Below are 26,043 nucleotides of genomic sequence, written 5' to 3' on the forward strand. Positions count from 1 at the left end.
TTCGGGTTGTAAAGTACTTTCAGCGGGGAGGAAGGGTTCAGCTTGAACAGAGCTGGATTTTGACGTTACCCGCAGAAGAAGCACCGGCTAACTCCGTGCCAGCAGCCGCGGTAATACGGAGGGTGCAAGCGTTAATCGGAATGACTGGGCGTAAAGCGCACGCAGGCGGTCAATTAAGTTAGATGTGAAATCCCCGGGCTCAACCTGGGAATGGCATCTAAGACTGGTTGGCTGGAGTCTCGTAGAGGGGGGTAGAATTCCATGTGTAGCGGTGAAATGCGTAGAGATGTGGAGGAATACCGGTGGCGAAGGCGGCCCCCTGGACGAAGACTGACGCTCAGGTGCGAAAGCGTGGGGAGCAAACAGGATTAGATACCCTGGTAGTCCACGCTGTAAACGATGTCGATTTGGAGGTTGTGGCCTTGAGCTGTGGCTTCCGAAGCTAACGCGTTAAATCGACCGCCTGGGGAGTACGGCCGCAAGGTTAAAACTCAAATGAATTGACGGGGCCCGCACAAGCGGTGGAGCATGTGGTTTAATTCGATGCAACGCGAAGAACCTTACCTACTCTTGACATCCAGAGAAAGACCTCAGAGATGAGGTTGTGCCTTCGGGAGCTCTGAGACAGGTGCTGCATGGCTGTCGTCAGCTCGTGTTGTGAAATGTTGGGTTAAGTCCCGCAACGAGCGCAACCCTTATCCTTTGTTGCCAGCGCGTAATGGCGGGAACTCAAAGGAGACTGCCGGTGATAAACCGGAGGAAGGTGGGGATGACGTCAAGTCATCATGGCCCTGACGGAGTAGGGCTACACACGTGCTACAATGGCGGATACAAAGTGAAGCGACCTCGCGAGAGCAAGCGGAACACACAAAGTCTGTCGTAGTCCGGATTGGAGTCTGCAACTCGACTCCATGAAGTCGGAATCGCTAGTAATCGTAGATCAGCATGCTACGGTGAATACGTTTCCCGGGGCCTTGTACACACCGCCCGTCACACCATGGGAGTGGGTTGCAAAAAGAAGTCGGTAGCTTAACCGCAAGGAGGGCGCTGACCACTTTGTGGCTCATGACTGGGGTGAAGTCGTAACAAGGTAACCGTAGGGGAACCTGCGGTTGGATCACCTCCTTACCTGAGATAGGTTGAGTGCAGTGCTCACACAGATTGTCTGATGAAAGTAAAGTGCAAGCGCGTCTGCGAAGCTGACCATCGGGTCCCCTTCGTCTAGAGGCCTAGGACACCGCCCTTTCACGGCGGTAACAGGGGTTCGAATCCCCTAGGGGACGCCAGCTTGCGAAGATGACGGGTGAAAGGCGTTGTCGTTAAGGTATCTTTAAGCGGATTTTCGGAATCGGTTTAGCGATATAAGCTCTTTAACAATCTGGAACAAGCTGAAAAATTGAAACAGTCAATGATACCGGTTGCGGTGTGATTGACGAGTCTCTCAAGCTGAACAATCCGAGACAGTTTCGGGTTGTGAGGTTAAGCAATTAAGCGTACACGGTGGATGCCTAGGCAGTCAGAGGCGATGAAGGACGCGCTAATCTGCGAAAAGCGTCGGTAAGCTGATATGAAGCGTTATAAGCCGGCGATGTCCGAATGGGGAAACCCAGTGCAATGCGTTGCACTATCATTAACTGAATCCATAGGTTAATGAGGCGAACCGGGGGAACTGAAACATCTCAGTACCCCGAGGAAAAGAAATCAACCGAGATTCCCCCAGTAGCGGCGAGCGAACGGGGAGGAGCCCAGAACCTGCATCAGCCACAGCATCAGAGGAACGGTCTGGAAAGGCCGGCGAGAGAGGGTGACAGCCCCGTACTCGAAGATGGCGTGGTTGTGAGTTCGATGAGTAAGGCGGGACACGAGAAATCCTGTCTGAAGAAGGGGGGACCATCCTCCAAGGCTAAATACTCCTGACTGACCGATAGTGAACCAGTACCGTGAGGGAAAGGCGAAAAGAACCCCGGCGAGGGGAGTGAAAGAGAACCTGAAACCGTGTACGTACAAGCAGTGGGAGCCTTGATGAATCAGGGTGACTGCGTACCTTTTGTATAATGGGTCAGCGACTTATATTCTGTAGCAAGGTTAACCGAATAGGGGAGCCGCAGGGAAACCGAGTCTTAACTGGGCGAAATGAGTTGCAGGGTATAGACCCGAAACCCGGTGAGCTAGCCATGGGCAGGTTGAAGGTTGGGTAACACTAACTGGAGGACCGAACCGACTAATGTTGAAAAATTAGCGGATGACTTGTGGCTGGGGGTGAAAGGCCAATCAAACCGGGAGATAGCTGGTTCTCCCCGAAAGCTATTTAGGTAGCGCCTCGTGAGTTCATCTTCGGGGGTAGAGCACTGTTTCGGCTAGGGGGCCATCCCGGCTTACCAACCCGATGCAAACTGCGAATACCGAAGAATGTCATCACGGGAGACACACGGCGGGTGCTAACGTCCGTCGTGAAGAGGGAAACAACCCAGACCGCCAGCTAAGGTCCCGAAGTCATGGTTAAGTGGGAAACGATGTGGGAAGGCCCAGACAGCCAGGATGTTGGCTTAGAAGCAGCCATCATTGAAAGAAAGCGTAATAGCTCACTGGTCGAGTCGGCCTGCGCGGAAGATGTAACGGGGCTAAACCATGCGCCGAAGCTGCGGCATTCAGAGGACAGATTTCAGAAGACAGAGGACGGAATGATGTCATATGGATTCGAGCAATTGGACGTGTTTAAGAAAGCTTATCGAATTTCGTTAGAAATTCATCAGGTGAGTTTGACATTTCCTCAGTACGAACAATATGGATTAGCGGACCAGGTCGGGCGGGCAAGTAAGGGCATTTGCGCCAACCTTGCCGAGGGCTTTGGTAAGCAGCATTATTCCAAACCCGAGTTCAGGCGTTTCATTAGTATAGCCTTAGGCAGTGCCGATGAGATGCGTGTATGGTTAAGATATTGTCTGGATTTGGGCTATATCAATCGGGTTCAGTGGCAGGAATGGCGCGATGGCTATGAAGAGATAGCGAAAATGCTGACTGGACTGGGGCGGCGTCTGTAAGCTGTATTCTGACGTCTGTTCTCTGAATGGGTAGGGGAGCGTTCTGTAAGCCGTTGAAGGCGGCGCCGTGAGGCCTGCTGGAGGTATCAGAAGTGCGAATGCTGACATAAGTAACGATAAAGCGGGTGAAAAACCCGCTCGCCGGAAGACCAAGGGTTCCTGTCCAACGTTAATCGGGGCAGGGTGAGTCGACCCCTAAGGCGAGGCCGAACGGCGTAGCTGATGGGAAACAGGTTAATATTCCTGTACTGAATGTGACTGCGAAGGGGGGACGGAGAAGGCTAGGCCATCCGGGCGACGGTCGTCCCGGTTTAAGCGTGTAGGTGGGAGGAGCAGGCAAATCCGCTCTTCTTTTAACACTGAGGCGTGATGACGAGCCGCTACGGCGGTGAAGTGGTTGATGCCCGGCTTCCAGGAAAAGCCTCTAAGCATCAGGTGACATTGAATCGTACCCCAAACCGACACAGGTGGTCAGGTAGAGAATACTCAGGCGCTTGAGAGAACTCGGGTGAAGGAACTAGGCAAAATGGTGCCGTAACTTCGGGAGAAGGCACGCTGGCGTTAGGTGAAGGGGTTTGCCCCCGGAGCCGAAGCCAGTCGCAGAGACCAGCTGGCTGCAACTGTTTATTAAAAACACAGCACTGTGCCAACACGTAAGTGGACGTATACGGTGTGACGCCTGCCCGGTGCTGGAAGGTTAATTGATGGGGTTAGCCGCAAGGCGACGCTCTTGATCGAAGCCCCAGTAAACGGCGGCCGTAACTATAACGGTCCTAAGGTAGCGAAATTCCTTGTCGGGTAAGTTCCGACCTGCACGAATGGCGTAATGATGGCCAGGCTGTCTCCACCCGAGACTCAGTGAAATTGAACTCGCTGTGAAGATGCAGTGTACCCGCGGCAAGACGGAAAGACCCCGTGAACCTTTACTATAGCTTGACACTGAACATGGAGCCTTGATGTGTAGGATAGGTGGGAGGCTTGGAAGTGCGGACGCCAGTCTGCATGGAGCCATCCTTGAAATACCACCCTTGAATGCTCGATGTTCTCACTCAGGCCCGTCATCCGGGCCGAGGACAGTGTCTGGCGGGTAGTTTGACTGGGGCGGTCTCCTCCCAAAGCGTAACGGAGGAGCACGAAGGTTGGCTAATCACGGTCGGACATCGTGAGGTTAGTGCAAAGGCATAAGCCAGCTTAACTGCGAGAGTGACGGCTCGAGCAGGTACGAAAGTAGGTCTTAGTGATCCGGTGGTTCTGAATGGAAGGGCCATCGCTCAACGGATAAAAGGTACTCCGGGGATAACAGGCTGATACCGCCCAAGAGTTCATATCGACGGCGGTGTTTGGCACCTCGATGTCGGCTCATCACATCCTGGGGCTGAAGTAGGTCCCAAGGGTATGGCTGTTCGCCATTTAAAGTGGTACGCGAGCTGGGTTTAGAACGTCGTGAGACAGTTCGGTCCCTATCTGCCGTGGGCGCAGGAAGATTGAAAGGGGCTGCTCCTAGTACGAGAGGACCGGAGTGGACGCACCGCTGGTGTACGGGTTGTCATGCCAATGGCATAGCCCGGTAGCTAAGTGCGGGAGAGATAACCGCTGAAAGCATCTAAGCGGGAAACTTGCCTTGAGATGAGTCTTCCCTTGACTTGAGGTCACGGAAGGAACGTTTAAGACGAAGACGTGGATAGGCTGGGTGTGTAAGTGCAGCGATGCATTGAGCTGACCAGTACTAATGAACCGAGAGGCTTAACCTTACAACGCCGAAGGTGTTTTGGTGTCAGAAGACAGCGGACAGCGGTCAGAAGACGGAAGAGAGATGAATTTCAGCTTGTTCAGAGATTGAACCGGGCGGTTGTGGAGAAGCAACGGCCGGGATAAAACGGAATATGCCTGGCGGCGATAGCGCGGCGGTCCCACCTGACCCCATGCCGAACTCAGCAGTGAAACGCCGTAGCGCCGATGGTAGTGTGGGGTCTCCCCATGTGAGAGTAGGGAACTGCCAGGCTTTAAATACAGTAGGAACCCTCAGCGAGAGCTGGGGGTTTTTGCGTATTAGACTATGTATCATTTTATTTGCATATATTATTATCTAATTACTACTCTATACGTGTTATCAGGGCTACTATATACACAATATATGGCCGACTTGAATGTAAGTACTAAAATAACAAGCTTACGCTTTCTCTTATGCCCATAAATACATTATTTATGGTTGGTATCATGGCTAAGACACTTGTATATTGAATCCAAATTATTTACCTGGAGCTTTGATATCTTTCTCGTCAGAAAGCTCGCTATATTTCATCAGGTTTTTATTACCATCGATCACCATTAGCTCTTTCTGTGGTTTGAAACAATTGCTTAATGGTGAACGGCAGTACTTTGGAGATTTATGATAAATACCTAGCCAATCACTAATAAGGTAATAATTATCTGAAGTTGAGAAAAGGGTATTTATTATACCAGTATGACGATATCTTGGATTGACATTATCGTTATACCAGATAAATAAGGGAATATTGTAAGCTTCTTTTCGAGGATGACTAACTCCGTGGTGATAACGGATGTCACCATTTTTATCTAAACGTTGTAATCCATGATCTGAAAAATAGAGAATAGATGCTTTATAATCTTTTATTTTATTAATAATTTTCTCTATTAGCTGATCTGTATAAATTATTGAGCTGTCATAGCAATTATCATCTTCGTTCGATGAGAAAGATATTAGTTTATTCTCGGGAAATCTGTTACAGGATGGCTCGTGACTGCCATAGATATGCATAATAATAAATTTCTTACCTTTCTGTTTTAGCGCATCATCTAAATAGGGTAGTAACTCTTCATCATATCCAATATATTCATTCCATTTTTGGCTTTCAGTCATATTAGCAATAACTGTGATCAGGCTATTGCTTTTACCTGATCTTCCTTGGTTACTTATCCAGGTTGTCTTAAATCCTGCATCTTTAGCTAAAGATATAATATTGTCGGCATAATGAACCTTATTTTTGAGCTGATATAGAGTAATATTAGAAAGTGAAATAGGTAAGGATAATATAGTAACTGGAGCTGGAGAAATAGCTTGATTGAATATCAACATATTTCTCTGCATCGCGTCCAATGTTGGTGTTGTGGCTTTATTATAACCGTACAGAGACATATGATCTCTCCTTGTTGATTCTCCTATCATCAATATGTAAATATCAATATCTTTATCCTCTTTTATATAATTAAAATTCACTTTAACAGAAGAAATATTTTTAATTTGTTGATTTTCATATATTGCCTTTACCATTGCTGATGAGTTATAGAATGGTGTTCCCATTAAAAAGTGTTCTGATAGAATAATATCACCTGAATATTTCTTTCCTGAGATATAGTAGTCAATAGGCACTAACAGACAGACAAAAATAAAAGCCCATAAACTAGATTTGAGTAATCTTTTGTCTATATTTTTTGATAGCCATCTAATAGACAAAAAATATATTAACAGCATGAAAATAAAGAAAAACACATAGTATTTGTTGTAAGACAACATACCTACAGCTTCATTGCTATTTGTATTAATAAAAGTATTGGCAATAGTTGAAGAAAAGCTTATCTGATGTTCATTAAAGAAGAAAAAAGATGTAGATATATTAAGCGACCACAATAGAGAAATAAGTAAAACCAAAGGCTTAAGATATTTATAACAATAAAAAAATGCATTAACACTTACTAGCAAGAAACTTAGTAATATTATTTTTAACTTATACTCACCAGATAAATCACTAATGAATATTATCGGTAGTAAAGAGAGAGTCAAAATAATAATAATTGTCCATTTGTTTCGCATACAGATTAATAATTTAATTAATAAATTTAAATAAAAGAGTTAATCATTAACCTGGGATTAAAACAAGAGGTTAACTTGTGAAATAGCTCTGAATTTAGGTGACTTCCAATGAAAATACCTCTCCCGAAGGAGAGGTTGGACATAAAAATGTAATTAGTGTACTTTTCCTTGTGCGATACCAAGTCCTGTTTGTGATCGAATAAACTGGATTCTAAATTGTTCTCTTTCCTGTATACCTTGTTGTGAATTATCGGTGATAGAAAATATCCATGAGCCAATAAAAGCGATAATCATTGAAAATAATGCTGGATATTCATAAGGATAGATTGGTTTATTGTGACCAAGAATGCTGACCCAGATTGTTGGGCCGAGAATCATCAAAACTACCGCTGTAATTAATCCTAGCCAACCTCCGGCTAAGGCACCACGGGTAGTGAGTTTACGCCAGTACATGGATAAAAGAATAATTGGGAAGTTACAGCTTGCAGCAATAGAAAATGCTAATCCAACCATGAAGGCTATGTTCTGGTTTTCAAATAAAATACCTAATCCGATGGCAATAAACCCAAGTATCACAACTGTTATTTTTGATACTTTCAGTTCATCTCGCTCATTGGCTTTACCGCGTTTAATGGCGTTTGCGTATAGGTCATGTGATACCGCTGATGCGCCAGCCAGTGTTAGCCCCGCAACAACAGCTAGAATTGTGGCAAAAGCGACAGCAGAGATGAAACCCAGGAACAAGTTGCCGCCAACTGCATTAGCGAGGTGAACGGCTGCCATGTTAGTACCACCAATGAGTGCGCCGGTAGCATCTTTAAAGGAAGGGTTTGGACTAACCAGTAAAATAGCACCGAAACCGATGATAAAGGTCAGAATGTAAAAATAGCCAATAAAGCCAGTCGCATAGAAAACGCTTTTTCGTGCTTCTTTCGCATCACTTACAGTAAAGAAACGCATAATAATATGAGGTAAGCCAGCAGTACCAAACATCAATGCGAGACCGAGGGAAAGCGCGGATATTGGGTCAGATACCAATCCTCCTGGGCTCATGATGGCTTCACCTCTTGAATGAACAGCAACGGCTTCTTTGAATAGCGTATTGAAATTGAAGTTTACTGCTTTCATGACCATAAGGGCCATAAAGGTGGCGCCAGCTAGCAATAGGATAGCTTTGATAATTTGTACCCAGGTCGTTGCTAGCATACCGCCAAACAGAACATAAAGTACCATCAGGATACCAACCAATACGACCGCTACATGGTAATTAAGTCCAAAAAGCAATTCGATAAGTTTACCTGCTCCAACCATCTGAGCGATAAGATAAAGGGCGACAACAAACAGCGAACCAATTGCGGATAATGTACGGATTGGGCGTTGCTGTAACCGATAAGAAGCGACATCAGCGAAAGTATAACGTCCAAGGTTTCTTAATCTTTCGGCAATCAGAAATAGGATAATAGGCCAGCCAATCAAGAAGCCGATAGAATAAATTAGTCCATCATAACCAGACGTATAAACTAAAGCGGAAATGCCGAGGAATGATGCTGCGGACATAAAATCTCCCGCAATTGCCATTCCATTTTGAAAACCAGTAATACGTCCACCCGCCGTATAGTAATCAGCGCGGGAGCGTGTTTTTTTTGAGGCCCAGTAAGTGATGTAGAGAGTAAAACCAACAAACAGGACGAACATGATAATAGCCTGAATATTAATAGGTTGCTTTTCTACGGTTCCAGAGATTGCGTTAGCCCAGGTGAGATGAGGAAATAGCGCTATTGCTAATGATAGGAACTTTTTCATTTATTTACCTCACTGAGAATTTGTGAGGTAAGATGATCAAACTCGTTATTGGCTCTGATGACATATAGACCGGTTAAAATGAATGAAATAATAATTAAACCAACACCAACGGGTATTCCACGAGTGATATTGGAACCATTATAAAGGGGAGTCCCTAGCCATTCGGGTACAAATGCAATGAGAAAAATAAAACCGACATACAGAACTAATGTGATTATTGATAGCAACCATGCAAAACGCCCTCGCTTTTCAACCAGTTCTTTGAAACGAGGGTTATTCTCGATCCCTAGGTAAATATCGTCATTCATTGGAGTATATCCTCTTATATTTATTATATTTTGATTACAGCCGCCTTATGGCGGCATGATCTGTCACGAAATACTCATTGTTTGTTTTTCTTCCAACAATTTTTCTACTACTCCTGGATCTGCTAGTGTTGAAATATCTCCTAGATTGCTGGTATCGCCGGAGGCTATTTTGCGCAGGATACGACGCATAATTTTTCCTGACCGGGTTTTTGGTAATGAGTCTGTCCAGTGTAGGATGTCTGGTGTAGCAATCGGGCCGATTTCTTTACGTACCCAATTACGGACTTCTGTATAGAGTTCTGGAGAGGGCTCTTCACCGTGATTCAAGGTGACATAGGCATAAATTGCCTGCCCTTTAATGTTATGTGGGGTACCTACGACAGCCGCTTCTGCAATTTTAGGATGGGAGACCAAAGCAGATTCAATTTCAGCAGTACCTAGACGGTGGCCGGAAATATTCAGCACATCATCAACACGGCCAGTTATCCAATAGTAGCCATCTTCATCACAGCGTGCGCCATCACCACTAAAATACATTCCCTTAAAGGTAGAAAAATAGGTTTGTTCGAAACGGTCATGATCGCCAAATAGTGAGCGTGCTTGTCCCGGCCAAGAGTCGGTAATAACCAGATTTCCTTCACAAACACCTTCTAGTAGTTCACCAAGATTATCAACCAACGCGGGCTGAACACCGAAGAAAGGTAGCGTTGCGGAACCTGCTTTCAGTTCGGTTGCGCCTGGCAGTGGTGTAATCATGAAGCCACCAGTTTCTGTTTGCCACCAGGTATCGACAATTGGGCATTTGCTGTTACCAATTTTCTGATAATACCATTCCCAAGCTTCCGGGTTAATCGGCTCGCCAACTGATCCCATAATGCGCAGAGAAGTACGTTTTGTTCCTTCAATAGCTTTGTCGCCTTCAGCCATCAGGGCTCGGATCGCTGTTGGTGCTGTATACAGGATATTTACCTGATGTTTATCAATAACCTGACTTAGACGGTTAACCGCAGGATAGTTTGGCACGCCTTCAAACATTAGAGTAATAGCGCCGCAGGAAAGGGGGCCGTAGAGCAGATAACTATGTCCGGTAACCCAACCTACATCTGCTGTACACCAATAGACTTCCCCCGGCTGATAATCGAATACATATTTAAATGTTAGAGATGCATATACAAGGTAACCTCCGGTGGTGTGCAGTACACCTTTAGGTTTACCGGTAGATCCGGAAGTATAGAGAATAAACAGCGGGTCTTCTGCATTCATCTCTTCAACTGGGCAGTCAGCACTAGCGTCTGCGACCAATTCATGCCACCAAAGGTCACGGCCAGATTGCCAGTGACCAATATTTCCAGTACGTTTAAAAACGATTACATTAGATACACTGACAACGGCTGCATTACTTAATGCGTCATCGACATTCTTTTTCAGGGGGATAGTGCGTCCGGCTCTCAATCCTTCATCGGCAGTAATGACAAGTTTAGTATTCGAATCGATGATGCGCCCGGATACGGCGTCAGGAGAAAAACCTGCGAAAATAACAGAGTGGATAGCACCAATGCGGGCACATGCTAACATGGCAACCGCTGCTTCCGGCACCATCGGCATGTAAATAGCAACAACATCGCCTTTTTTAATACCTAGATTTTTTAATACATTGGCAAACTGGCATACATCATGGTGTAGTTCACGATAGGTTATTGCTTTAGATTCTGTTGGATCATCACCTTCCCAGATAATAGCGGTTTGATCACCACGTTCTTTTAGATGGCGATCGAGACAATTTGCGCTTAAGTTTAGTGTTCCATCTTCAAACCAGCGGATACTGATGTGTCCAGGATCAAAAGAGGTATTCTTTACCTTGGTGTAAGGTTGAATCCAATCAACAATTTTGCCTTTCTCACCCCAGAATCTTTCCGGATCTTGCAACGATAATTGGTAGTTTTGTTGATATTGTTGTTTATTCATCAGGGCATGTTCTGCAATGGTGGCAGGAATAGGGTGCTTCATTATTTTGGTCATATAATATTCTCCTTGCGAATGTTAATATTATGTCAAATCAAAGTTAACTAAAGTGTAAAGAGAATTTTTGTTTTTTTTTTGCGCGGAAGATCACGCAATAAAAAGAATATTTTTCACGTAATTGTCATTTAGTGTGGCGGGTTTCTTTAGGTTTAATTGCTAATCAAAAATAGTAATCCAAAATCCTAATCTAATAATAATGTTAAATATAGATAAATTGACTGATAAGTCACTGAAACACAGTTGTATGATAAAACCATAATGAGAATATGGTATTGATAAACATTTCCAATAATATTTAATTAACTATAATGATCACGTTGTTCACAAGGTGTGGACTTTGAACCATTCTTATATGACTGGAGTACATGATATGAGCTATTCATTACCTTCTCTTCCTTATTCTTATGAAGCTCTGGAACCTCATTTTGATAAGCAGACGATGGAAATCCACCATACCAAGCATCATCAGACTTACGTCAATAATACCAATAGCGCCTTGGAAGCTTTCCCAGAGCTGTCGGGACTGGATATTGATGATCTGATTCAGCAATTAGATAAGATACCTGCTGATAAACGTACTTTTGTACGTAACAATGCTGGTGGACACGCTAACCATAGCTTGTTTTGGAAAGGTCTGAAATTAGGCACAACTCTGCAAGGTTCATTAAAAGAAGCTATTGAACGTGATTTCGGTAGCGTAGATTCTTTTAAAGAGAAATTTGAGCAGGCGGCGGCTACCCGTTTTGGCTCTGGCTGGGCGTGGCTAGTACTGAAAGATGATGGCAAACTGGCGGTTGTATCGACTGCTAACCAGGATAACCCATTGATGGGTGAAGCTATTTCTGGTGCATCTGGTTATCCGATTATTGGTCTGGATGTTTGGGAACATGCTTATTATTTACAGTACCAAAACCGTCGTCCTGACTATATTAAAGCGTTCTGGAGCGTTGTTAACTGGGATGAAGCAGCAATACGTTACCAGGAAAAAGTGAAATAACTTGCTGAATAATTTCTCTTTTCTGCTATGCCGGCTGATATGACTGCCGGCATTTTTATTGGTTGAATGTTGGTTTATGATGGTGATGTCAGACTGATTTCAATAAGGAAAGTGAATTATGTATTGTCCGCAGGTATATACAGGTAAAATTGAAATATCAGGAAAACTTTCTGCCAGCGCAATTAACAAACGGATGGTTGATGGTAGCCTGCGTCTGACTTCTTTAGGATTAGAAGGTGATGAGCAGGCCGAAACCCGTTTCCACGGCGGCCCTGATCGTGCGCTTTGTCATTATCCTCGTGAACACTATGATTTCTGGAAACATCAATTTCCTGATCAAGAAGATTTTTTTATTGCACCAGCATTTGGTGAAAATATTTCCACAACTGGGTTGACCGAAGAAAATGTTTGTATTGGTGACATTTTCAGTTGGGGAGGAGCAATAATTCAAGTAACTCAACCTCGTTCGCCTTGTTACAAACTTAATTCTCATTCTGGTATCAGCAATTTTTCTGCCATTATGCAGGGGAGTGGCCGTTGTGGCTGGCTTTATAGAATTATTGCCGCGGGAAATGTCAGCCCAGATGAACCTCTTGTTCTTGTTTCCCGTAATAGTGATGTTTCCGTTAAGGAAGCGATAGCGATTGCTTTTAATATGCCATTTGATGAAGAGCAATATCGCCGGCTGATGAGCGCTGCTGGGTTATCTGCTAGTTGGAGCTTGACTATGCAAAAGCGGGTGATGTTTGGAAAGATTGAGGATTTTAACCGTAGGTTGTTCGGAAAATGATAAACTGTGCACGTTCACCACGTGCACATTTTAGATTGCTGACTTTTAGCGTCTTGACTATTTATCACTGCCAAGTTTTCGTCAATGATAAAACGAAAAGGTTTTTACTAGCAGTTTGCATGGACATTAAGCGTCTTTTCATCGCATTTTGTTACTATTAGATGGATTTTAATTTAGAATTACCTCCATTCCCCAAACGGTCCCTAAGTCATGTGAGTAAATTTCGGCGATTCCGCCAATAATACCCGGTTATCCAGAACAATCCTTGTTAAGATAGAAACCACAATGTCCGATATCAATAACCTGCTGCGGGATCCGCAGTTTTTTTCCATGCTGCATAAACAGATGTTGCAGTTTGCCAGCTTGCAGTTGAATGATTTTCATCAAGCGGAAGATGTTGTCCAAGAGGCGCTGGAAGGGGCGATGAAGAATGCCGCTTCTTTTGCCGGACGAGCCGCTTGGAAGAGCTGGGTGTTTACGATCCTGCGCAACAAAATCTCGGATGCCTTGCGTATGCGTTATCGGCATAGTAGCGTGCAATTGACTGATGATGCTGATGAGCAAAATTTTGAAGCGTTGTTTGATGAATCTGGTCATTGGCCGCGAAACGAGCATCCTCAGCGCTGGCATTTACCGGATGAGGCGGCCGAGCAGGAGCAATTCTGGACGGTTTTCGAGCTTTGTCTGACACAGTTGCCAACGCAAAACGCGCGGGCATTTATGATGCGTGAATTTGTTGGCCTTGAGACTCAGGAGATCTGTCAGGAGATGGCGCTCTCTGTCAGCAACCTGAATGTGATGCTCTGGCGTGCGCGTATGCGTTTACGTGAATGTTTGTCACAACGCTGGTTTTCCCAGGAGGGTAAATATGCTTAGTTGTTACCAAGCTACGCGCCTGATGTCTCAGGCGCTGGATGAAAAAATCGTGCTTTCTCAACATGTTCAGCTAATGCTGCATTTGCGAATGTGCAACGGGTGCCGGAATTTCAGACAACAGCTTGCCGACCTGCGCACTATCACTTCCGCATTCGCTCGTGGCGAAAACGAGAATCAAAATAAAGTAACGTAGGGAAGGGGAATCAGGTACGATGGCGGTAAATCAGGCGATCAAATGAAAACCTCCCACCGCCATACGTTACCAGATATAGCTGAGCCGTCAGCCAAGTAGCGTGGACAGGCCAGGCATCCGGATAAACAAATATCTGAATTACCAGCGTCATCATCATTAATGCTAGTGCGGAGAAACGTGTCGCAAATCCGACAATCAGCAACAGCGGAAACAAGTGTTCTGCGGTCGCGGCCATGACGGCAGCAACATCGGGTGACAGCAAAGGAAGCTTGTACTCGCTGGTAAAGAGCGACACGGAGCTGTCGGTAACGCGCGGAATCCCTAGTTGCCAGGGTGTGCTTGTCTCCAGAATATCTATGTTTAATCCCACTACTTTGCTTTGGCCCGACAGCCAGAATGTTGCGGCGAGACTAATGCGCGCCAGAAGGGGGATAACACTTTCCTGCGCAATGCGTTGCCCCTTTAACGCTAATATTTTGAGTAATGCCATCTTAACGCTCCGTGTTGCTATATAGAGAAAGAATCAGCTCGTAGTGCTGCATGCGTTGTAAAACCGGTTGAGGCTCAAAAGTCGCATCCTCCCTAGCGGCGATATCTAGGGCTTCGGTAAGACACCGACCGGACTGGAGCATGGCGACAAATTGCATTTCCGCACGGCTGAGTAACATTATTCGCACGTCGTCGTCAACGCGGCACAGCAGCATATGTTCGGGCTGGAATGGGTCCAGCGCTATCTCATTTTCACTTTGTTGGTGTGAGGCCCACAGGCTGAAGACGGCATAATCTGAACTAAAGAGCCGTACTGAGGGATGGAGCGCCATCAGCAACTGTGCGGGATCGTCACCGAGGGCCGCTTCTGCCGTTTGTTCGATAGGGTCTGCCGCGTGCAGCGATTCAATAAACAACATTTCCAGCCGGGTGAGATCGCTCAGCCAGGGCCAGTCTGCCAACGGTTGAAACGTCGCAATCCAGTTCGGCAATTGTGCGCCATAGCCCGCCAAAACAGGAGAAGAAGGCGGCTGTTGACGTATAAACTCCGCCGCCATCGCACGGAAAAAGCGCTCTCCGAGCTGGGCGAGAAGGACGGGGCAGTTTTCGGCCAGTGCGTCGATCAGCGATGTTATGACATTATTACGATAAATCGCAAAACGTACCGCCGGATCGCTGCCGTTCCAGGCTGTCAGCCCCTCAGGTACTGTGAGGTCGGGGTCAAGAAGTGCTTGATACAGTTGTTGTTGCATTTTTCGTGCTCTCTGTAATGTAACGCTGGGCATGGCTGGCTTCGTTCAGCAACACGTCTAATGGTGGAATATTGCTGTCCCATTCTAGCAGGGTAGCGATCGGCCCCGTTTCACTCAGGGTTTTGTTGTAGAGATCCCAGACAGGTTCGGTCACATGACTGTCGTGTGAATCAATCAGCAGCAGGTCGTTTGCCCCATCGCGGCTTTCCGTATAGCCCGCCAGATGAATTTCACCGACGCGGTGAAGTGGCAGCTCGAATAGCATTTGCCACGGGCAGCGATTATGGTTGACGCTACTGATATAGAGATTGTTGACGTCTAGCAGTAGTCCGCATCCGGTGCGGCGTATCACCTCGGAGATAAAGTTAGTTTCGCTCATGGTTGAGGCACTGAACTCGATGTAGGTGGATGGGTTTTCCAGTAGAATGGGGCGACGCAGCGCATTCTGTACCTGATCGATGTGTTCGCAGACCCGTGTCAGTGTGACGTCGGTATAAGGCAGCGGCAGCAGATCATTGAGAAATAGATCGTTGTGCGTTGACCAGGCAAGGTGTTCAGAAAAAACAGCCGGCTGATAACGTTCAACCAGCTCAGCAACACGTTGTAAGTGGGACTGATTCAGAGGATTTTCTCCTCCGATGGACAGGCCCACTCCATGAATAGAGAGCGGATAATCCTGGCGAATGGCAGTCAGTGCCTGATGAAACGGACCACCCGCAACCAGATAATTTTCCGCATGAATTTCAAAAAAACCAATGCCGGGTTTATCGCGCAGAATAGCGCGAAAATGCTCTGGCTTTAATCCGATCCCTGCTCTGGCCGGAAGCCTATTTAGCATGAGGTGGTCAGGAGCATCACGAGAGACGCTGTGTGAGGGTAAAGAAATTGTCATCATATGAGCTCCTGCCTGATGCCGAAATTACACTTCTTTGAATGCGTCCAGTTGACCAAAACCGGTTGGGGAGGTCGGAGACTTCATTTTTACGCAGGAACCCGCCGGTACCATTTTCCAGGCATTACCCTGATAATCCTTTTTTGAGGTACCAGCACAGGTGGTGCCTGCACCTGCTTTACAGTCATTTTTCCCTTTCAGAGAAACGCCATAGCATTTCTCCGTTTTGCTGCCGGCATCCGCCATTGCTGAAGTACTCCCTGCAATAAATACGCTGCCTAAAGCTAGGGCCAATAATGCTTTTGTTGTTTGCTTCGTCATAGAACGTTCCTTTTATATTTGTGTAGAAGGTAAATTACTGCTTTGCTGAAACAAGCATTTGCTTCACTCAATTAGTCGCACCACGCATCAATTTCTTACAGTGAATATGAGAAAAAAATGATTTTTTTTATAGTGAACTGATTTTTAATGACTTATTTTTGTGACTCAGATATTGGTCTGTACAAGAAACAGGTTTGTTTTAAGATGTTTTCCGTTTTCTAAGCGTATACCTTCATGTTCATCGTAGGAGGGGATTGATGCTCAGTGGAGCGAAAACTCATGGTAAGCGGCAAAAAATGTCTGAAAAATCGTTTGAATCCCAGATTTTTCCGTCAGGGGCGACAGGAAACCGTTATAGTGAGGCTTCCGTCTACTTATGCTATCCGACATGGTTTATCGGGCAGATTTCAGCCTTGTGAGCCGTGTTGTTCTAGGCATTTGGGGAGTGATGTGGCACAGTATTAGGATGCTGAAAAACTTCTGATTAAACCTAATAAAAAGCAGGTGTTAAAAGTGGTAAAAACAACGGTCAAAACCTTATACCGATTAAAACTAGAAGGTAAAACAATGGCCTTTAATAATGGCTTAAAATCTGCCCTTCATAAAACTATCAATGGAAAATGAGAAGCAAAAATTGGTTTTGTTAATGGTTATATTCCCCGAAAAAAAGTAAATAAGAATATACCCGTCATCTTTCAAGTTGCCTCTTTGTTGGCTGCACTCGCTCACCCCGGTCACATAGTTATCTATGCTCCCGGGGATTCGCTCCCTTGCCGTCGCGATGCATCTTGAAATCCATAGGGTATATGAATAGGTTAATCAGGTAATATATTTTCCAAAATGAACCGCTTTAATAATATTTTCAACCGCAGAATAAACTTTTTAATCAACCAGTTAAATAATCGAATATGAAAAATCGGAATACCTTAAATAGGTCAGTTTAAGCTTGCTTTACACTGTTTTAATCTGTCCAATCGTATTGCTTTTCTGTCTGGTTAAACTATCAGACTTTTTACCATCAATGATGTAAAAATACGTCTCGTTTTTAAATGAGTTTTTTGTAGCCTGAAATGTGCACGTGATGAACGTGCACATTTTATCGATTTAAGGATGGGCAATAAAGCCAACAGCTTCATACACTTTATCTAGCGTAATCTGAGCGCGGGCTTTTGCTTTCGCTGCACCTTCCGCCATGATTTTATTCAGCAAGACTTCATCGTTACGGAAATGATGGAAACGTTCTTGTAACTCAGTCAGCATACCGGAAACTGCATCAGCAACAGCACTTTTTAGATGGCCATACATTTGGCCTTCAAATTCTGCTTCCAGTTCAGGAACGGTTTTGCCAGTAACACCCGCGAGGATATCTAATAAGTTGGAAACCCCCGGTTTTTGTTCCAGATCGTAGCGAACACGGGGCGGTTCTTCTGAATCCGTGACTGCGCGTTTTATCTTTTTAGCGGCTGATTTCGGATCTTCCAACAAAGCGATAACGTTGTTGCGGTTATCATCTGACTTGGACATTTTCTTTTCTGGGTCTTGAAGGGCCATAACTCGAGCGCCACCCGTTGGGATAAACGGTTCTGGTACGGCGAAGATATTGCCATAGATAGAATTAAATCGTTGAGCAATATCACGGCTCAGTTCAAGATGTTGTTTCTGATCGATGCCCACAGGAACTTGGTTTGTTTGGTATACCAAAATATCCGCAGCCATCAGTACCGGATAGTCAAACAAGCCTGCATTGATGTTTTCGGCATGACGAGCTGATTTATCTTTAAACTGAGTCATGCGGCTGAGTTCACCGAAATAGGTATAGCAGTTTAGAATCCAGCTTAACTGAGCGTGTTGTGGGACATGAGATTGGACAAAAATAGTACTTTTTTCTGGGTCGATGCCGCAAGCTAGGTAGAGCGCTAGTGTATCCAAAGTACGTTTTCGTAGTTCTTTTGGGTCCTGGCGGACTGTGATTGCATGTTGGTCAACAATGCAATAGATGCAGTCGTAATCATCCTGCATTTTAACCCACTGACGTAACGCCCCCATGTAGTTACCGATGGTTAATTCACCGGAAGGTTGTGCGCCGCTGAATACAATAGGTTTTTGGGAGTTTAGTGTTTCAGATACAGGGGGTTCATTCATTTTATTATGCTTCCTGAAGTTTTAAAAATGGGAGTCCAATTGTGGATAGCAGATCCGAAAAATTCGTTAATATGCAATCTGGATTACTTAATGCAATAGATTCACCGTAGTTATATCCATAAGTTAAACCAACACAAGGGCAACCAGCCGCTTGTGCCGCTAAAATATCATTACGGGAATCACCGACAAAGAGCAGCTCTTCTTTACGCAGTCCGAATGTGCCCATTGTTAAATAAATAGGTGCCGGATGTGGCTTTTTCTCTTTAACATCATCACCACCTAACACTAATGAGAAATATTCACTGATGCCTAAAGAAGCCAGCAGAGGAGCAATGAAAGGTGTTGGCTTATTGGTGATGATACCCATTGGCAAGTTGTGTTTTGCCAGTTCAGCCAATGTAACTTTGACTCCTGGGAACAGTTGACTGCCTGTTGTTACGGTTGTTTCATAGAAACGATCGAACAGCTCGCGGGTTTCTTTATGCAGTTGGGTAGTCAATTTAACGTTGGCCCATGTCAACGCACGTTCGACCATAATATCTGCGCCATTACCTACCCAAGCAGCAACCCGCTCTTTTCCCGCAGCAGGGAGACCTTTGGCTAACAACGCTTGATCCAGTGCATCTGCCAAACCACCGGCACTGTCTACTAGTGTGCCATCCAGATCAAAAGCGATAGCACGAATACCTTTTAATACCTTACTTGCCATGAGATACCTTTGACAATTCACTACGCATATTATCAATAACAGTTTTGTAATCTGGTTGGCTGAAAATGGCTGAGCCAGCAACAAACATATCTGCCCCCGCGGTTGCAGTCGCGGCAATATTGCTAGCTTTAATACCACCGTCTACCTCAAGACGGATATCATAACCGCTTTCATCAATGATTTTACGAACCTGACGCAGTTTCTCTAGTGTTCCAGGGATGAAAGATTGACCACCGAAACCGGGATTTACCGACATCAATAGAATGATATCCAGTTTATCCAGAACATAATCAAGATAACTCAATGGAGTTGCAGGATTGAATACCAAGCCAGCTTTACAACCATGCTCTTTGATGAGTTGTAAACTGCGGTCAATATGTTCGCTGGTTTCTGGGTGAAAGGTAATGTAAGTCGCTCCTGCTTTGGCAAAATCAGGGATGATGCGGTCAACCGGTTTTACCATCAAATGGACATCGATTGGCGCAGTGATGCCATAATCCCGCAGAGCCTGGCAGACCATCGGACCGATAGTCAGGTTAGGGACGTAATGGTTGTCCATAACATCAAAGTGAACAACATCAGCCCCTGCTGCCAGCACCTTAGCGGTATCTTCACCCAGCCGCGCAAAATTTGCAGATAAAATGGATGGGGCAATCAGAAAGTCTTTCATTATCTTCTCCAAATCGTTTCTATCATCCCTTAATTGCCAGGCAAAAAGGGAGTGGATAAATCAGCGATATAATGCCAAAAGTTCGTCTACCTTACTGCGGGCAAGGATATTCCTGCTGATGGTACGACGTGCTTTGACAATATGAAGTGAAGCCTGATAGTACCATTTTCGTGTCATTGGCGTATCGTGGTTGGATATCAAAACAGGAATTGCACGTTCTGATGATAACTTAAATGCAATATTTGCCAGATTTTCCTGATCTGCAATGTTAAAGCTATTGGTGTGATACGCCGTAAAGTTCGCTGTTGCTGACAAAGGAGCATAGGGGGGATCGCAATAGATAACCGAGCCTTGATGTGCTTTGTTCAACGTGTGTTGATAGTGCTCACAGATAAAAGTCGCATTTTTGGCTTTTTCAGCAAACCAGTGTAATTCTTCTTCAGGAAAGTAGGGCTTTTTATAACGGCCAAAAGGTACGTTAAATTTACCATGAGAATTATAACGACAGAGGCCGTTGTAACAGTGGCGATTGAGATAAAGGAATAACACGCTGCGATAGAACGGGTCAGAGCTTTGGTTAAATTGCTCTCGTAACTGATAAAAATGTTCGGCTGTATTGTATTCTTGGGTAAACAGAGGGCGTGTGTGGACGATAAACTCATTAGCCCTGAGTTTTACTGTGTTGTACAGGTTAATCAGGTCACTGTTGATATCAGCGAGGATATAAGAATCGTAGTCGGTGTTCAAAAAGACAGAACCTGCGCCAACAAATGGCTCTATCAGACAACTACCGGCTGGCAGATGACGTTTGATGTCATCTACCAACGGGTATTTTCCACCGGCCCATTTTAAGAAAGCGCGTTTTTTTTTCATGCTGTCAATAATTACTCAATCATTCCAGAGCCGCAGATTGTACTCTGTTTAGGACAGCATATCAGCGCCTAATAAATATTGTTTTATTTTCTTAGGTCTTGTTGCACTTGTTGCATCGTTCTGACCCAAGGTTTTTTCGCCTGAATCTCGGCCGGTAGAGATGAAACAGCCTGTTTAGCTTCAGAAACGGAACGGTAATTACCATGAATTAAAACAAACCAAACTTTTCCATTACGTTTAGTTTCATAAACTTTGTAATGGGTAAGACTATACTTTTTAGCAAAAGCGGTCAGTGTATCTGAGCGGCTGGCACTACTTAATTGCAAAGTGTAGTGGTTTGCCGGGGTTCTCAATAGATCACTACTGGCGCTACTGACCTCATTGTTTTTACTGCTAGTATGATTTGTCGATGGTTTTGATTTAGCTGGTGTTTCTGATTTCAGTGGACGGATATTTTCCGGTTTTTGCTGTACCACCGGCGGTGGTGTTACTGGCTGTGATTGTTGAGCTTGATTCAGATTTTGCACTGCGTGATTTATATTACTTTGTTGTTGAGTCAGTGCATCAGGAATATTTCCTGGCAATTCAATGCGCTGATTTTGGCTTTCGCCATTGTTAGTTTGAGGCTGATGAGGTTGAGTTGCAGTACTACTAACAGGAGGAACATGGATTTCCTGTGGCCTGTTAATTGTATTTGTGGTGTTACTCTCTGATGTTATAGGTTGACTGTTATCGTTGCTGGATGATGAACCTGATAAATCAATATTCTTCTCGGCAACATTTGGCGATTGCTGTTTTTCATGTTCTGTCGGGGCTTTTAAGGCAGAACTGATAGCAATAATCAGCAGTAGCAGCACTAAAATCCCAATGCCGAGCATCATTTGCTGACGTGAAATCGCGAATTTGGGTTTGTTTAATGGCTGACGCGAGCGTGAGGAACGACGATCTGAGGTATCTGGCCTAAACTCATTATCTGCTCTTTGTTCGTTTTCTGATTTGAATTCGTCCATATGCCCTCCAAACAGAGCCAATATTGCCAATTGCAATTGAAGCCAGTCCGGCTGGCTGACTTAACTAAGATAGAAGTTTGTCTGATAGAATTGTTATTTTATGACACAACAATCAGATGTATGCAAAAAAACATTTAATTTAATACCATAAGCATACAACTTACTTAAAATTTACCCGTTTTCATAGGGTAAACATTGACAAATAGCGTCAATAACACAATTGTGTTCAATATCTGAGCGGAGATCGGCTTTACCTATTTTTGTTGGAAGAACCAGTCGTAATTTACCTGCTATAACTTTCTTATCTCGCATCATATGTGGCAGGTAGGCTTCCGGCGGCATATTTTGTGGCCCGTATACAGGCAGATTTGCCCGTTCCAACAATCGGATAATACGTTGAGTATCCTGTTCAGGGAAATTATCGGCAAGTTGAGCTGTTCTTGCTGCCATGACCATGCCTGCGGCAACCGCTTCTCCATGTAACCAGACACCATATCCCATCTCTGTTTCGATGGCGTGACCAAAGGTGTGACCAAGATTCAACAGGGCACGCAAGCCACTCAATTCTTTCTCATCTGCTGCGACAACTTCAGCTTTCAATTCGCAGCAACGACGGATGCAGTAAGCCATTGCTTGGTTGTCGAGAGCTAGAAGTTTATCCATATTATCTTCAAGCCAGCTAAAAAATGCGCTGTCGAGAATGATACCGTACTTAATGACCTCAGCCAGACCGGAAGAGAGTTCGCGGGCTGGAAGCGTTTGCAGGCAATTGAGATCGACCATCACAGAGGCCGGTTGATAGAATGCGCCTATCATATTCTTGCCAAAGGGATGGTTTACTGCGGTTTTTCCTCCGACAGAGGAATCAACCTGAGCAAGAAGGGTGGTAGGTATTTGAATAAAACGGACGCCACGTTGATAACAGGCAGCGGCAAAACCAGTTAAATCACCGATTACGCCGCCACCGAGAGCGATAAGTGTTGTGTCCCGGCTATGGTTATTTTCCAGCAAAGCAGAAAATACATCATTTAATACGGAAAGAGATTTGTACTGTTCACCATCAGGTAGAATCACTTCATCTACCCGAATCCCGACTTGCTGCAAGGTGGCTTTTACTTTTGCCAAATACAGCGGAGCTAGGGTTTGATTCGTTACCAGCATAACCTGCTGGTCTGCTTCTAGTGGTGCAAAAGCAGAAGGATCGTCAAATAACCCTTTTGCAATGGTAATTGGGTAACTACGTTCCCCTAAAGTGACAGTGATCTTTTCCATAAGCAGCCTTCGCCTTAATTATTTATCGCTGTACAGACTTGCTTGAATCAGTTCTTTTCCAGTAACTCAATGATTTGGTTAGCGACAACTTTAGCGCTCTGCTCATCGGTACGGATAGTGACATCAGCAATTTCCTCGTACAGAGGATTACGTTCGTTTGCTAAATTTTCTAAAACTTCACGTGCTGGAGCGTCAACTTGAAGTAAGGGGCGTTTTTTATCGCGCTGGGTGCGTGCTAGCTGTTTTTCAATGGTGGTTTCCAAGTAGACCACGACACCACGGGCAGACAGACGATTACGGGTTTCTCTGGATTTCACAGAACCTCCGCCAGTCGCCAGTACAATGCCTTGTTTTTCAGTGAGTTCGTTAATCACTTTTTCTTCGCGTTCGCGGAAGCCTTCTTCGCCTTCCACGTCGAATACCCAGCCCACGTCAGCTCCGGTACGTCGCTCAATTTCTTGATCGGAGTCGTAAAACTCCATATTGAGTTGCTGAGCTAACTGACGACCAATAGTGCTTTTGCCGGCACCCATAGGCCCAACCAGAAAGATATTACGTTTCTCTGCCATGTTTTTGGTATTACTAAGACTATTCGTTAATGATAACCCGCCCCGCTAATCAAATCAGCAGCGGGACCTAAACTGAAACCTCATGAGCGGTAATGTGAGATCAGATAACAAAATTATCTCAGTACATCAGCCAGTTTTGCAACTATATAAATCAACGACGAGCTTTTTGTGACGAAAGCTCTGGTTTCATTGGCTGATTATTGCGATGTTAAACCCGACCACTCAATTAGTTAACTCTTGTATGCTAAATCGGACTCAGCGTCAAATCTATAAACAGGATTAGTTGGAAAAATCTGCGCATCATCATACGGAATAGTTAAGCTTTTTATATCCAACTTACTGATATAAAGGTTATATTTTTATTTTCGGCTAAATATCCATCAGTTGAGGCGTAATGAATATGACTAACTCACGTCGGCTATGTTTATGGCCTTTTTGGTTAAATAGTGAACCGAGCAATGGGATGTCTGATAGATAAGGCACCTTCTGAGTTTGCTCGCCTTTTTTCTGTTGAAAAATGCCACCGAGAATAAGTGTTTCACCATTCTTTACAGTAACTTGAGTTATTATTTCCTGTTTGTCGATGGTTAAATTCTCACCTCCTCCTTGACTTATTGAGATCCCTGGCATGTTTTGGCTGATTTTCAGAGAGAGCCTGATTTTGTTTTTTCTCAGTATATGAGGGGTAACTTCCATTCCGAGTACGGCTTCTTTAAATTGCACGGTACTTTTCTCTTTTTCTTGGCTGACGTAGGGAATATCAGAGCCTTGCTTGATGCTGGCTAACTGTTGATGTGAGGCGGTTAGTCTTGGGCTGGCGATAATATCCAGTTGGTTTTCTTGTTCTAAGGCGCTGAGTTCCATTTCCAGCAAACTGGTGTGAATACGGGCAATATTGAACGAAAATCGATGCATATTATCGTTGGCTGCTTGGTTGATATTAAGGCGGTTTAGACCAGTTGTTGCATTAATTGGCTCTCCTATCGGCATGCCCCAATAAATACCGAGTTCATGTAATGCTTCTCTGCTGCTGGTCACGATATGTGCCGTAATCTGTACTTGTTGCTGTGGTGTATCTATCTCTTTCAGCCAGCTTTTTATCTGTGCGATGGCGATAGGGGTATCCTGTAAAATCAGACTATTAGTTTCAGGATCAAAATCAACTTTTCCCTCTTTTGTTATTAATGCGGGTCTGTTTTGCCTGAGATTCACAGTAATTCTTTCTGCGTCTGCATACTGTAATACGGTTGAGAGAGATTGAATTTCGGTCTCATTGACTGATTGATCAAATAACTCAACCGATTGTTCTTCTGTCTCTATCATCGGGGGAGCAAAAGGATTTCTTATCTCTGCAACAACAATAGCGGGCAGAAAAAGGATAAACAGAATAAATTTTTTAGTCATAAAGTTCCTCATGTGAGGTTTCTGACAGGGTGATTTTGACGTTTAGGAATTCACCTGATGGCGAAATGGAAAGCTGTTTAATCAGCAGCGGTGGATATAACGCTTGTAACGCCTCAAGAAAATTCAGCATCTGTTCGTAGTTCAAATAAATTGTGATTTGCCAGAGCGTTTTTTCCCCTTCTTTTTTACGTTGCCACTCAAGAAGTTGAGCGCCAGAATTTATCAATGGCTGTTGTAGTTGTTTTATTGCGGTAATTTTTACTGCATTTTGTCGCGGCTTACTGAGTTCATTTTCTATTTGGTTGATGTGTTGTTGTATATCTTCCAATAGCGGTAGCTGATTTAGTCGTTCATGGGCTGCTTTTGTATTGATTTGTTGATCTGCTATTTTTTGTGTCAGGCTACTTCTCTGTTCAGCTTTTTCTTGCCAGAAGAAAAGATAAAACAGAATCAGAAATGGCATGATGATAGCTTGCTGCCAGATAAAGAGCAGCCAGGTTGGTTTGGCAAACCACCATAGATAGTCACTTTTTATCATTGGATATTTCCGTCCGCCAGTTAGCGTCAATAACAAACTGCCTGATTTGTTGTTCGGTGGTGGTCATCTTTTTTAGTTGAATTTCAGACAATTGCCTGTTGTTTTCAAGATTATCCAGCAGAGACGTCATGCTGGAATAATCCAGACTATTAGCAACCAGTTTTAATTGACCTGCCTGATCATCGAAAGCGGTTAACCAACTTCCTTCTGGTAGTAATTCAGGTAATTCATTAAATAATTGCCAATGTTGCTGGTTCTGTTTCAGCCACGTTTGTTGTTGTTTTGATTTATAGGTCAGTGTGTTGTGAAGATTGATCGCCTCCTCTGTCTGAGTTATCTGTTGTTGCCAATGTAATTGTTGCTGGTTGAGTTGTTGTAATTGCCTTTGATACTGGTTAATCGCTTCCTGTTGTTTTAATAACATCCAGACGAGCACTGTCAGCCACAATATCAATTGCAATAAGAGAAGAGTCGCCCACCAACGATAACGATGTCTTAGCCGGGTTTGTCGCCAAGGCAGAAAATTAACCTGATACATCG

Annotated in this window: 23 protein-coding genes, 1 tRNA gene and 3 rRNA genes; 9 read left to right on the plus strand and 18 right to left on the minus strand. The window is 44.4% G+C overall.

The genetic code is table 11. From position 1 onward, the window contains the following. From TI10_RS13210 to rrf, 4 genes are all read left to right on the plus strand, one after another. Positions 1–1,128, plus strand: a 16S ribosomal RNA gene (locus TI10_RS13210); the annotation flags it as partial. An 82-nt stretch (positions 1,129–1,210) separates the two neighbouring features. Further along, positions 1,211–1,286 (plus strand) — tRNA-Glu (locus TI10_RS13215). Positions 1,287–1,477: 191 nt separating this feature from the next. After that, positions 1,478–4,792, plus strand: a 23S ribosomal RNA gene (locus TI10_RS13220). A 135-nt stretch (positions 4,793–4,927) separates the two neighbouring features. Next, positions 4,928–5,043: ribosomal RNA gene (gene rrf, locus TI10_RS13225) — 5S ribosomal RNA — on the plus strand. Positions 5,044–5,289: 246 nt separating this feature from the next. On the opposite strand, the gene TI10_RS13230 is transcribed toward rrf, so the two are convergent. From TI10_RS13230 to acs, 4 genes are all read right to left on the minus strand, one after another. Further along, positions 5,290–6,873 (minus strand): phosphoethanolamine transferase, encoded by a 1,584-nt coding sequence (locus TI10_RS13230; RefSeq protein WP_049583824.1) that lies wholly within the window; start codon positions 6,871–6,873, stop codon positions 5,290–5,292. A gap of 153 nt (positions 6,874–7,026) precedes the next feature. Further along, a complete protein-coding gene (actP, locus tag TI10_RS13235; protein WP_049583826.1) occupies positions 7,027–8,676 on the minus strand; it encodes a cation/acetate symporter ActP in 1,650 nt (549 codons plus the stop codon). After that, entirely contained in the window at positions 8,673–8,984 is a 312-nt protein-coding gene (locus tag TI10_RS13240; RefSeq protein WP_049583828.1) for a DUF485 domain-containing protein, read from the minus strand. Before TI10_RS13240 ends, actP begins: the two co-directional genes overlap by 4 nt. A gap of 63 nt (positions 8,985–9,047) precedes the next feature. Beyond that, positions 9,048–11,003: an acetate--CoA ligase gene (acs, locus tag TI10_RS13245; RefSeq protein ID WP_049583829.1), complete on the minus strand. Its 1,956-nt coding sequence runs from the start codon at positions 11,001–11,003 to the stop codon at positions 9,048–9,050. 373 nt (positions 11,004–11,376) lie between these two features. On the opposite strand from acs, the gene sodA reads away from it, so the two are divergent. The 4 genes from sodA to TI10_RS13265 all read left to right on the plus strand — a co-directional run bounded on the left by sodA (position 11,377) and on the right by TI10_RS13265 (position 13,862). Beyond that, complete coding sequence (sodA, locus tag TI10_RS13250; RefSeq protein ID WP_049583830.1) at positions 11,377–12,003, plus strand: superoxide dismutase [Mn]; 627 nt, start codon at positions 11,377–11,379, stop codon at positions 12,001–12,003. Between the two features lie 118 nt (positions 12,004–12,121). Then, the gene (gene yiiM / locus TI10_RS13255) at positions 12,122–12,793 is read left to right on the plus strand and encodes a 6-hydroxyaminopurine reductase (protein ID WP_049583831.1); all 672 of its coding nucleotides are present in this window, start codon (positions 12,122–12,124) and stop codon (positions 12,791–12,793) included. A gap of 285 nt (positions 12,794–13,078) precedes the next feature. Further along, complete coding sequence (locus TI10_RS13260) at positions 13,079–13,669, plus strand: RNA polymerase factor sigma-70 (protein ID WP_049583832.1); 591 nt, start codon at positions 13,079–13,081, stop codon at positions 13,667–13,669. Beyond that, the gene (locus TI10_RS13265; protein WP_049583833.1) at positions 13,662–13,862 is read left to right on the plus strand and encodes an anti-sigma factor family protein; all 201 of its coding nucleotides are present in this window, start codon (positions 13,662–13,664) and stop codon (positions 13,860–13,862) included. Before TI10_RS13260 ends, TI10_RS13265 begins: the two co-directional genes overlap by 8 nt. A 10-nt stretch (positions 13,863–13,872) precedes the next feature. Here the strand turns inward: TI10_RS13265 and TI10_RS13270 are convergent, their stop codons facing one another. From TI10_RS13270 to TI10_RS13285, 4 genes are read right to left on the minus strand one after another with little or no spacing between them, the layout of a single operon-like run. Then, a complete protein-coding gene (locus TI10_RS13270) occupies positions 13,873–14,352 on the minus strand; it encodes a DoxX family protein (RefSeq protein ID WP_049583834.1) in 480 nt (159 codons plus the stop codon). Position 14,353: 1 nt separating this feature from the next. Next, positions 14,354–15,103 carry an HvfC/BufC N-terminal domain-containing protein gene (locus tag TI10_RS13275; protein WP_049583835.1) on the minus strand — a complete coding sequence of 250 codons (750 nt, stop codon included), beginning with the start codon at positions 15,101–15,103 and terminating at the stop codon, positions 14,354–14,356. After that, positions 15,072–15,998 (minus strand): MNIO family bufferin maturase, encoded by a 927-nt coding sequence (bufB, locus tag TI10_RS13280; RefSeq protein WP_244161584.1) that lies wholly within the window; start codon positions 15,996–15,998, stop codon positions 15,072–15,074. The genes TI10_RS13275 and bufB overlap by 32 nt, the downstream gene beginning before the upstream one ends. Positions 15,999–16,022: 24 nt before the next feature. Next, the gene (locus TI10_RS13285; protein ID WP_049583836.1) at positions 16,023–16,316 is read right to left on the minus strand and encodes a BufA1 family periplasmic bufferin-type metallophore; all 294 of its coding nucleotides are present in this window, start codon (positions 16,314–16,316) and stop codon (positions 16,023–16,025) included. A 257-nt stretch (positions 16,317–16,573) separates the two neighbouring features. Between TI10_RS13285 and TI10_RS25080 the strand changes: the two genes are divergently transcribed. Next, positions 16,574–16,735 (plus strand): hypothetical protein, encoded by a 162-nt coding sequence (locus tag TI10_RS25080; RefSeq protein WP_155416479.1) that lies wholly within the window; start codon positions 16,574–16,576, stop codon positions 16,733–16,735. Between the two features lie 685 nt (positions 16,736–17,420). On the opposite strand, the gene trpS is transcribed toward TI10_RS25080, so the two are convergent. From trpS to TI10_RS13335, 10 genes are all read right to left on the minus strand, one after another. Next, positions 17,421–18,458 (minus strand): tryptophan--tRNA ligase, encoded by a 1,038-nt coding sequence (gene trpS, locus TI10_RS13290; RefSeq protein ID WP_049583837.1) that lies wholly within the window; start codon positions 18,456–18,458, stop codon positions 17,421–17,423. 4 nt (positions 18,459–18,462) lie between these two features. Beyond that, positions 18,463–19,167 (minus strand): phosphoglycolate phosphatase, encoded by a 705-nt coding sequence (locus TI10_RS13295; protein WP_049583838.1) that lies wholly within the window; start codon positions 19,165–19,167, stop codon positions 18,463–18,465. Next, a complete protein-coding gene (rpe, locus tag TI10_RS13300) occupies positions 19,157–19,837 on the minus strand; it encodes a ribulose-phosphate 3-epimerase (RefSeq protein WP_049583839.1) in 681 nt (226 codons plus the stop codon). The genes TI10_RS13295 and rpe overlap by 11 nt, the downstream gene beginning before the upstream one ends. A gap of 60 nt (positions 19,838–19,897) precedes the next feature. Further along, positions 19,898–20,710 (minus strand): adenine-specific DNA-methyltransferase, encoded by an 813-nt coding sequence (gene dam, locus TI10_RS13305; protein WP_049583840.1) that lies wholly within the window; start codon positions 20,708–20,710, stop codon positions 19,898–19,900. A gap of 83 nt (positions 20,711–20,793) precedes the next feature. Further along, positions 20,794–21,720 carry an SPOR domain-containing protein gene (locus tag TI10_RS13310; protein ID WP_049583841.1) on the minus strand — a complete coding sequence of 309 codons (927 nt, stop codon included), beginning with the start codon at positions 21,718–21,720 and terminating at the stop codon, positions 20,794–20,796. 171 nt (positions 21,721–21,891) lie between these two features. Next, positions 21,892–22,992 (minus strand): 3-dehydroquinate synthase, encoded by a 1,101-nt coding sequence (gene aroB, locus TI10_RS13315; RefSeq protein WP_049583842.1) that lies wholly within the window; start codon positions 22,990–22,992, stop codon positions 21,892–21,894. Positions 22,993–23,039: 47 nt separating this feature from the next. Beyond that, positions 23,040–23,561, minus strand: a complete 522-nt coding sequence (gene aroK, locus TI10_RS13320; RefSeq protein WP_011144496.1) for a shikimate kinase AroK — start codon at positions 23,559–23,561, stop codon at positions 23,040–23,042. A gap of 369 nt (positions 23,562–23,930) precedes the next feature. Further along, positions 23,931–24,965, minus strand: a complete 1,035-nt coding sequence (pilQ, locus tag TI10_RS13325) for a type IV pilus secretin PilQ (RefSeq protein WP_049583843.1) — start codon at positions 24,963–24,965, stop codon at positions 23,931–23,933. Continuing rightward, positions 24,958–25,503 (minus strand): hypothetical protein, encoded by a 546-nt coding sequence (locus TI10_RS13330; protein ID WP_049583844.1) that lies wholly within the window; start codon positions 25,501–25,503, stop codon positions 24,958–24,960. The genes pilQ and TI10_RS13330 overlap by 8 nt, the downstream gene beginning before the upstream one ends. Further along, positions 25,490–26,041, minus strand: coding sequence for a PilN domain-containing protein (locus TI10_RS13335; protein WP_049583846.1), 552 nt, complete (start codon positions 26,039–26,041; stop codon positions 25,490–25,492). Before TI10_RS13335 ends, TI10_RS13330 begins: the two co-directional genes overlap by 14 nt. Positions 26,042–26,043: the final 2 nt, after the last annotated feature.

This window comes from Photorhabdus luminescens subsp. luminescens, assembly GCF_001083805.1.
Lineage (GTDB): Bacteria > Pseudomonadota > Gammaproteobacteria > Enterobacterales > Enterobacteriaceae > Photorhabdus > Photorhabdus luminescens.

What these genes read in the sequence shown, in the direction of transcription:
- TI10_RS13310 (WP_049583841.1), bottom strand. Translation starts at nt 21,720, where the DNA reads ATGGACGAATTCAAATCAGAAAACGAACAAAGAGCAGATAATGAGTTT.
- aroB (WP_049583842.1), bottom strand. Translation starts at nt 22,992, where the DNA reads ATGGAAAAGATCACTGTCACTTTAGGGGAACGTAGTTACCCAATTACC.
- TI10_RS13285 (WP_049583836.1), bottom strand. Translation starts at nt 16,316, where the DNA reads ATGACGAAGCAAACAACAAAAGCATTATTGGCCCTAGCTTTAGGCAGC.
- TI10_RS13330 (WP_049583844.1), bottom strand. Translation starts at nt 25,503, where the DNA reads ATGATAAAAAGTGACTATCTATGGTGGTTTGCCAAACCAACCTGGCTG.
- acs (WP_049583829.1), bottom strand. Translation starts at nt 11,003, where the DNA reads ATGACCAAAATAATGAAGCACCCTATTCCTGCCACCATTGCAGAACAT.
- TI10_RS13265 (WP_049583833.1), top strand. Translation starts at nt 13,662, where the DNA reads ATGCTTAGTTGTTACCAAGCTACGCGCCTGATGTCTCAGGCGCTGGAT.
- aroK (WP_011144496.1), bottom strand. Translation starts at nt 23,561, where the DNA reads ATGGCAGAGAAACGTAATATCTTTCTGGTTGGGCCTATGGGTGCCGGC.
- sodA (WP_049583830.1), top strand. Translation starts at nt 11,377, where the DNA reads ATGAGCTATTCATTACCTTCTCTTCCTTATTCTTATGAAGCTCTGGAA.
- TI10_RS13275 (WP_049583835.1), bottom strand. Translation starts at nt 15,103, where the DNA reads ATGCAACAACAACTGTATCAAGCACTTCTTGACCCCGACCTCACAGTA.
- trpS (WP_049583837.1), bottom strand. Translation starts at nt 18,458, where the DNA reads ATGAATGAACCCCCTGTATCTGAAACACTAAACTCCCAAAAACCTATT.
- TI10_RS25080 (WP_155416479.1), top strand. Translation starts at nt 16,574, where the DNA reads ATGCTCAGTGGAGCGAAAACTCATGGTAAGCGGCAAAAAATGTCTGAA.
- bufB (WP_244161584.1), bottom strand. Translation starts at nt 15,998, where the DNA reads ATGATGACAATTTCTTTACCCTCACACAGCGTCTCTCGTGATGCTCCT.
- yiiM (WP_049583831.1), top strand. Translation starts at nt 12,122, where the DNA reads ATGTATTGTCCGCAGGTATATACAGGTAAAATTGAAATATCAGGAAAA.
- TI10_RS13335 (WP_049583846.1), bottom strand. Translation starts at nt 26,041, where the DNA reads ATGTATCAGGTTAATTTTCTGCCTTGGCGACAAACCCGGCTAAGACAT.
- TI10_RS13270 (WP_049583834.1), bottom strand. Translation starts at nt 14,352, where the DNA reads ATGGCATTACTCAAAATATTAGCGTTAAAGGGGCAACGCATTGCGCAG.
- TI10_RS13260 (WP_049583832.1), top strand. Translation starts at nt 13,079, where the DNA reads ATGTCCGATATCAATAACCTGCTGCGGGATCCGCAGTTTTTTTCCATG.
- TI10_RS13230 (WP_049583824.1), bottom strand. Translation starts at nt 6,873, where the DNA reads ATGCGAAACAAATGGACAATTATTATTATTTTGACTCTCTCTTTACTA.
- TI10_RS13295 (WP_049583838.1), bottom strand. Translation starts at nt 19,167, where the DNA reads ATGGCAAGTAAGGTATTAAAAGGTATTCGTGCTATCGCTTTTGATCTG.
- rpe (WP_049583839.1), bottom strand. Translation starts at nt 19,837, where the DNA reads ATGAAAGACTTTCTGATTGCCCCATCCATTTTATCTGCAAATTTTGCG.
- TI10_RS13240 (WP_049583828.1), bottom strand. Translation starts at nt 8,984, where the DNA reads ATGAATGACGATATTTACCTAGGGATCGAGAATAACCCTCGTTTCAAA.
- pilQ (WP_049583843.1), bottom strand. Translation starts at nt 24,965, where the DNA reads ATGACTAAAAAATTTATTCTGTTTATCCTTTTTCTGCCCGCTATTGTT.
- actP (WP_049583826.1), bottom strand. Translation starts at nt 8,676, where the DNA reads ATGAAAAAGTTCCTATCATTAGCAATAGCGCTATTTCCTCATCTCACC.
- dam (WP_049583840.1), bottom strand. Translation starts at nt 20,710, where the DNA reads ATGAAAAAAAAACGCGCTTTCTTAAAATGGGCCGGTGGAAAATACCCG.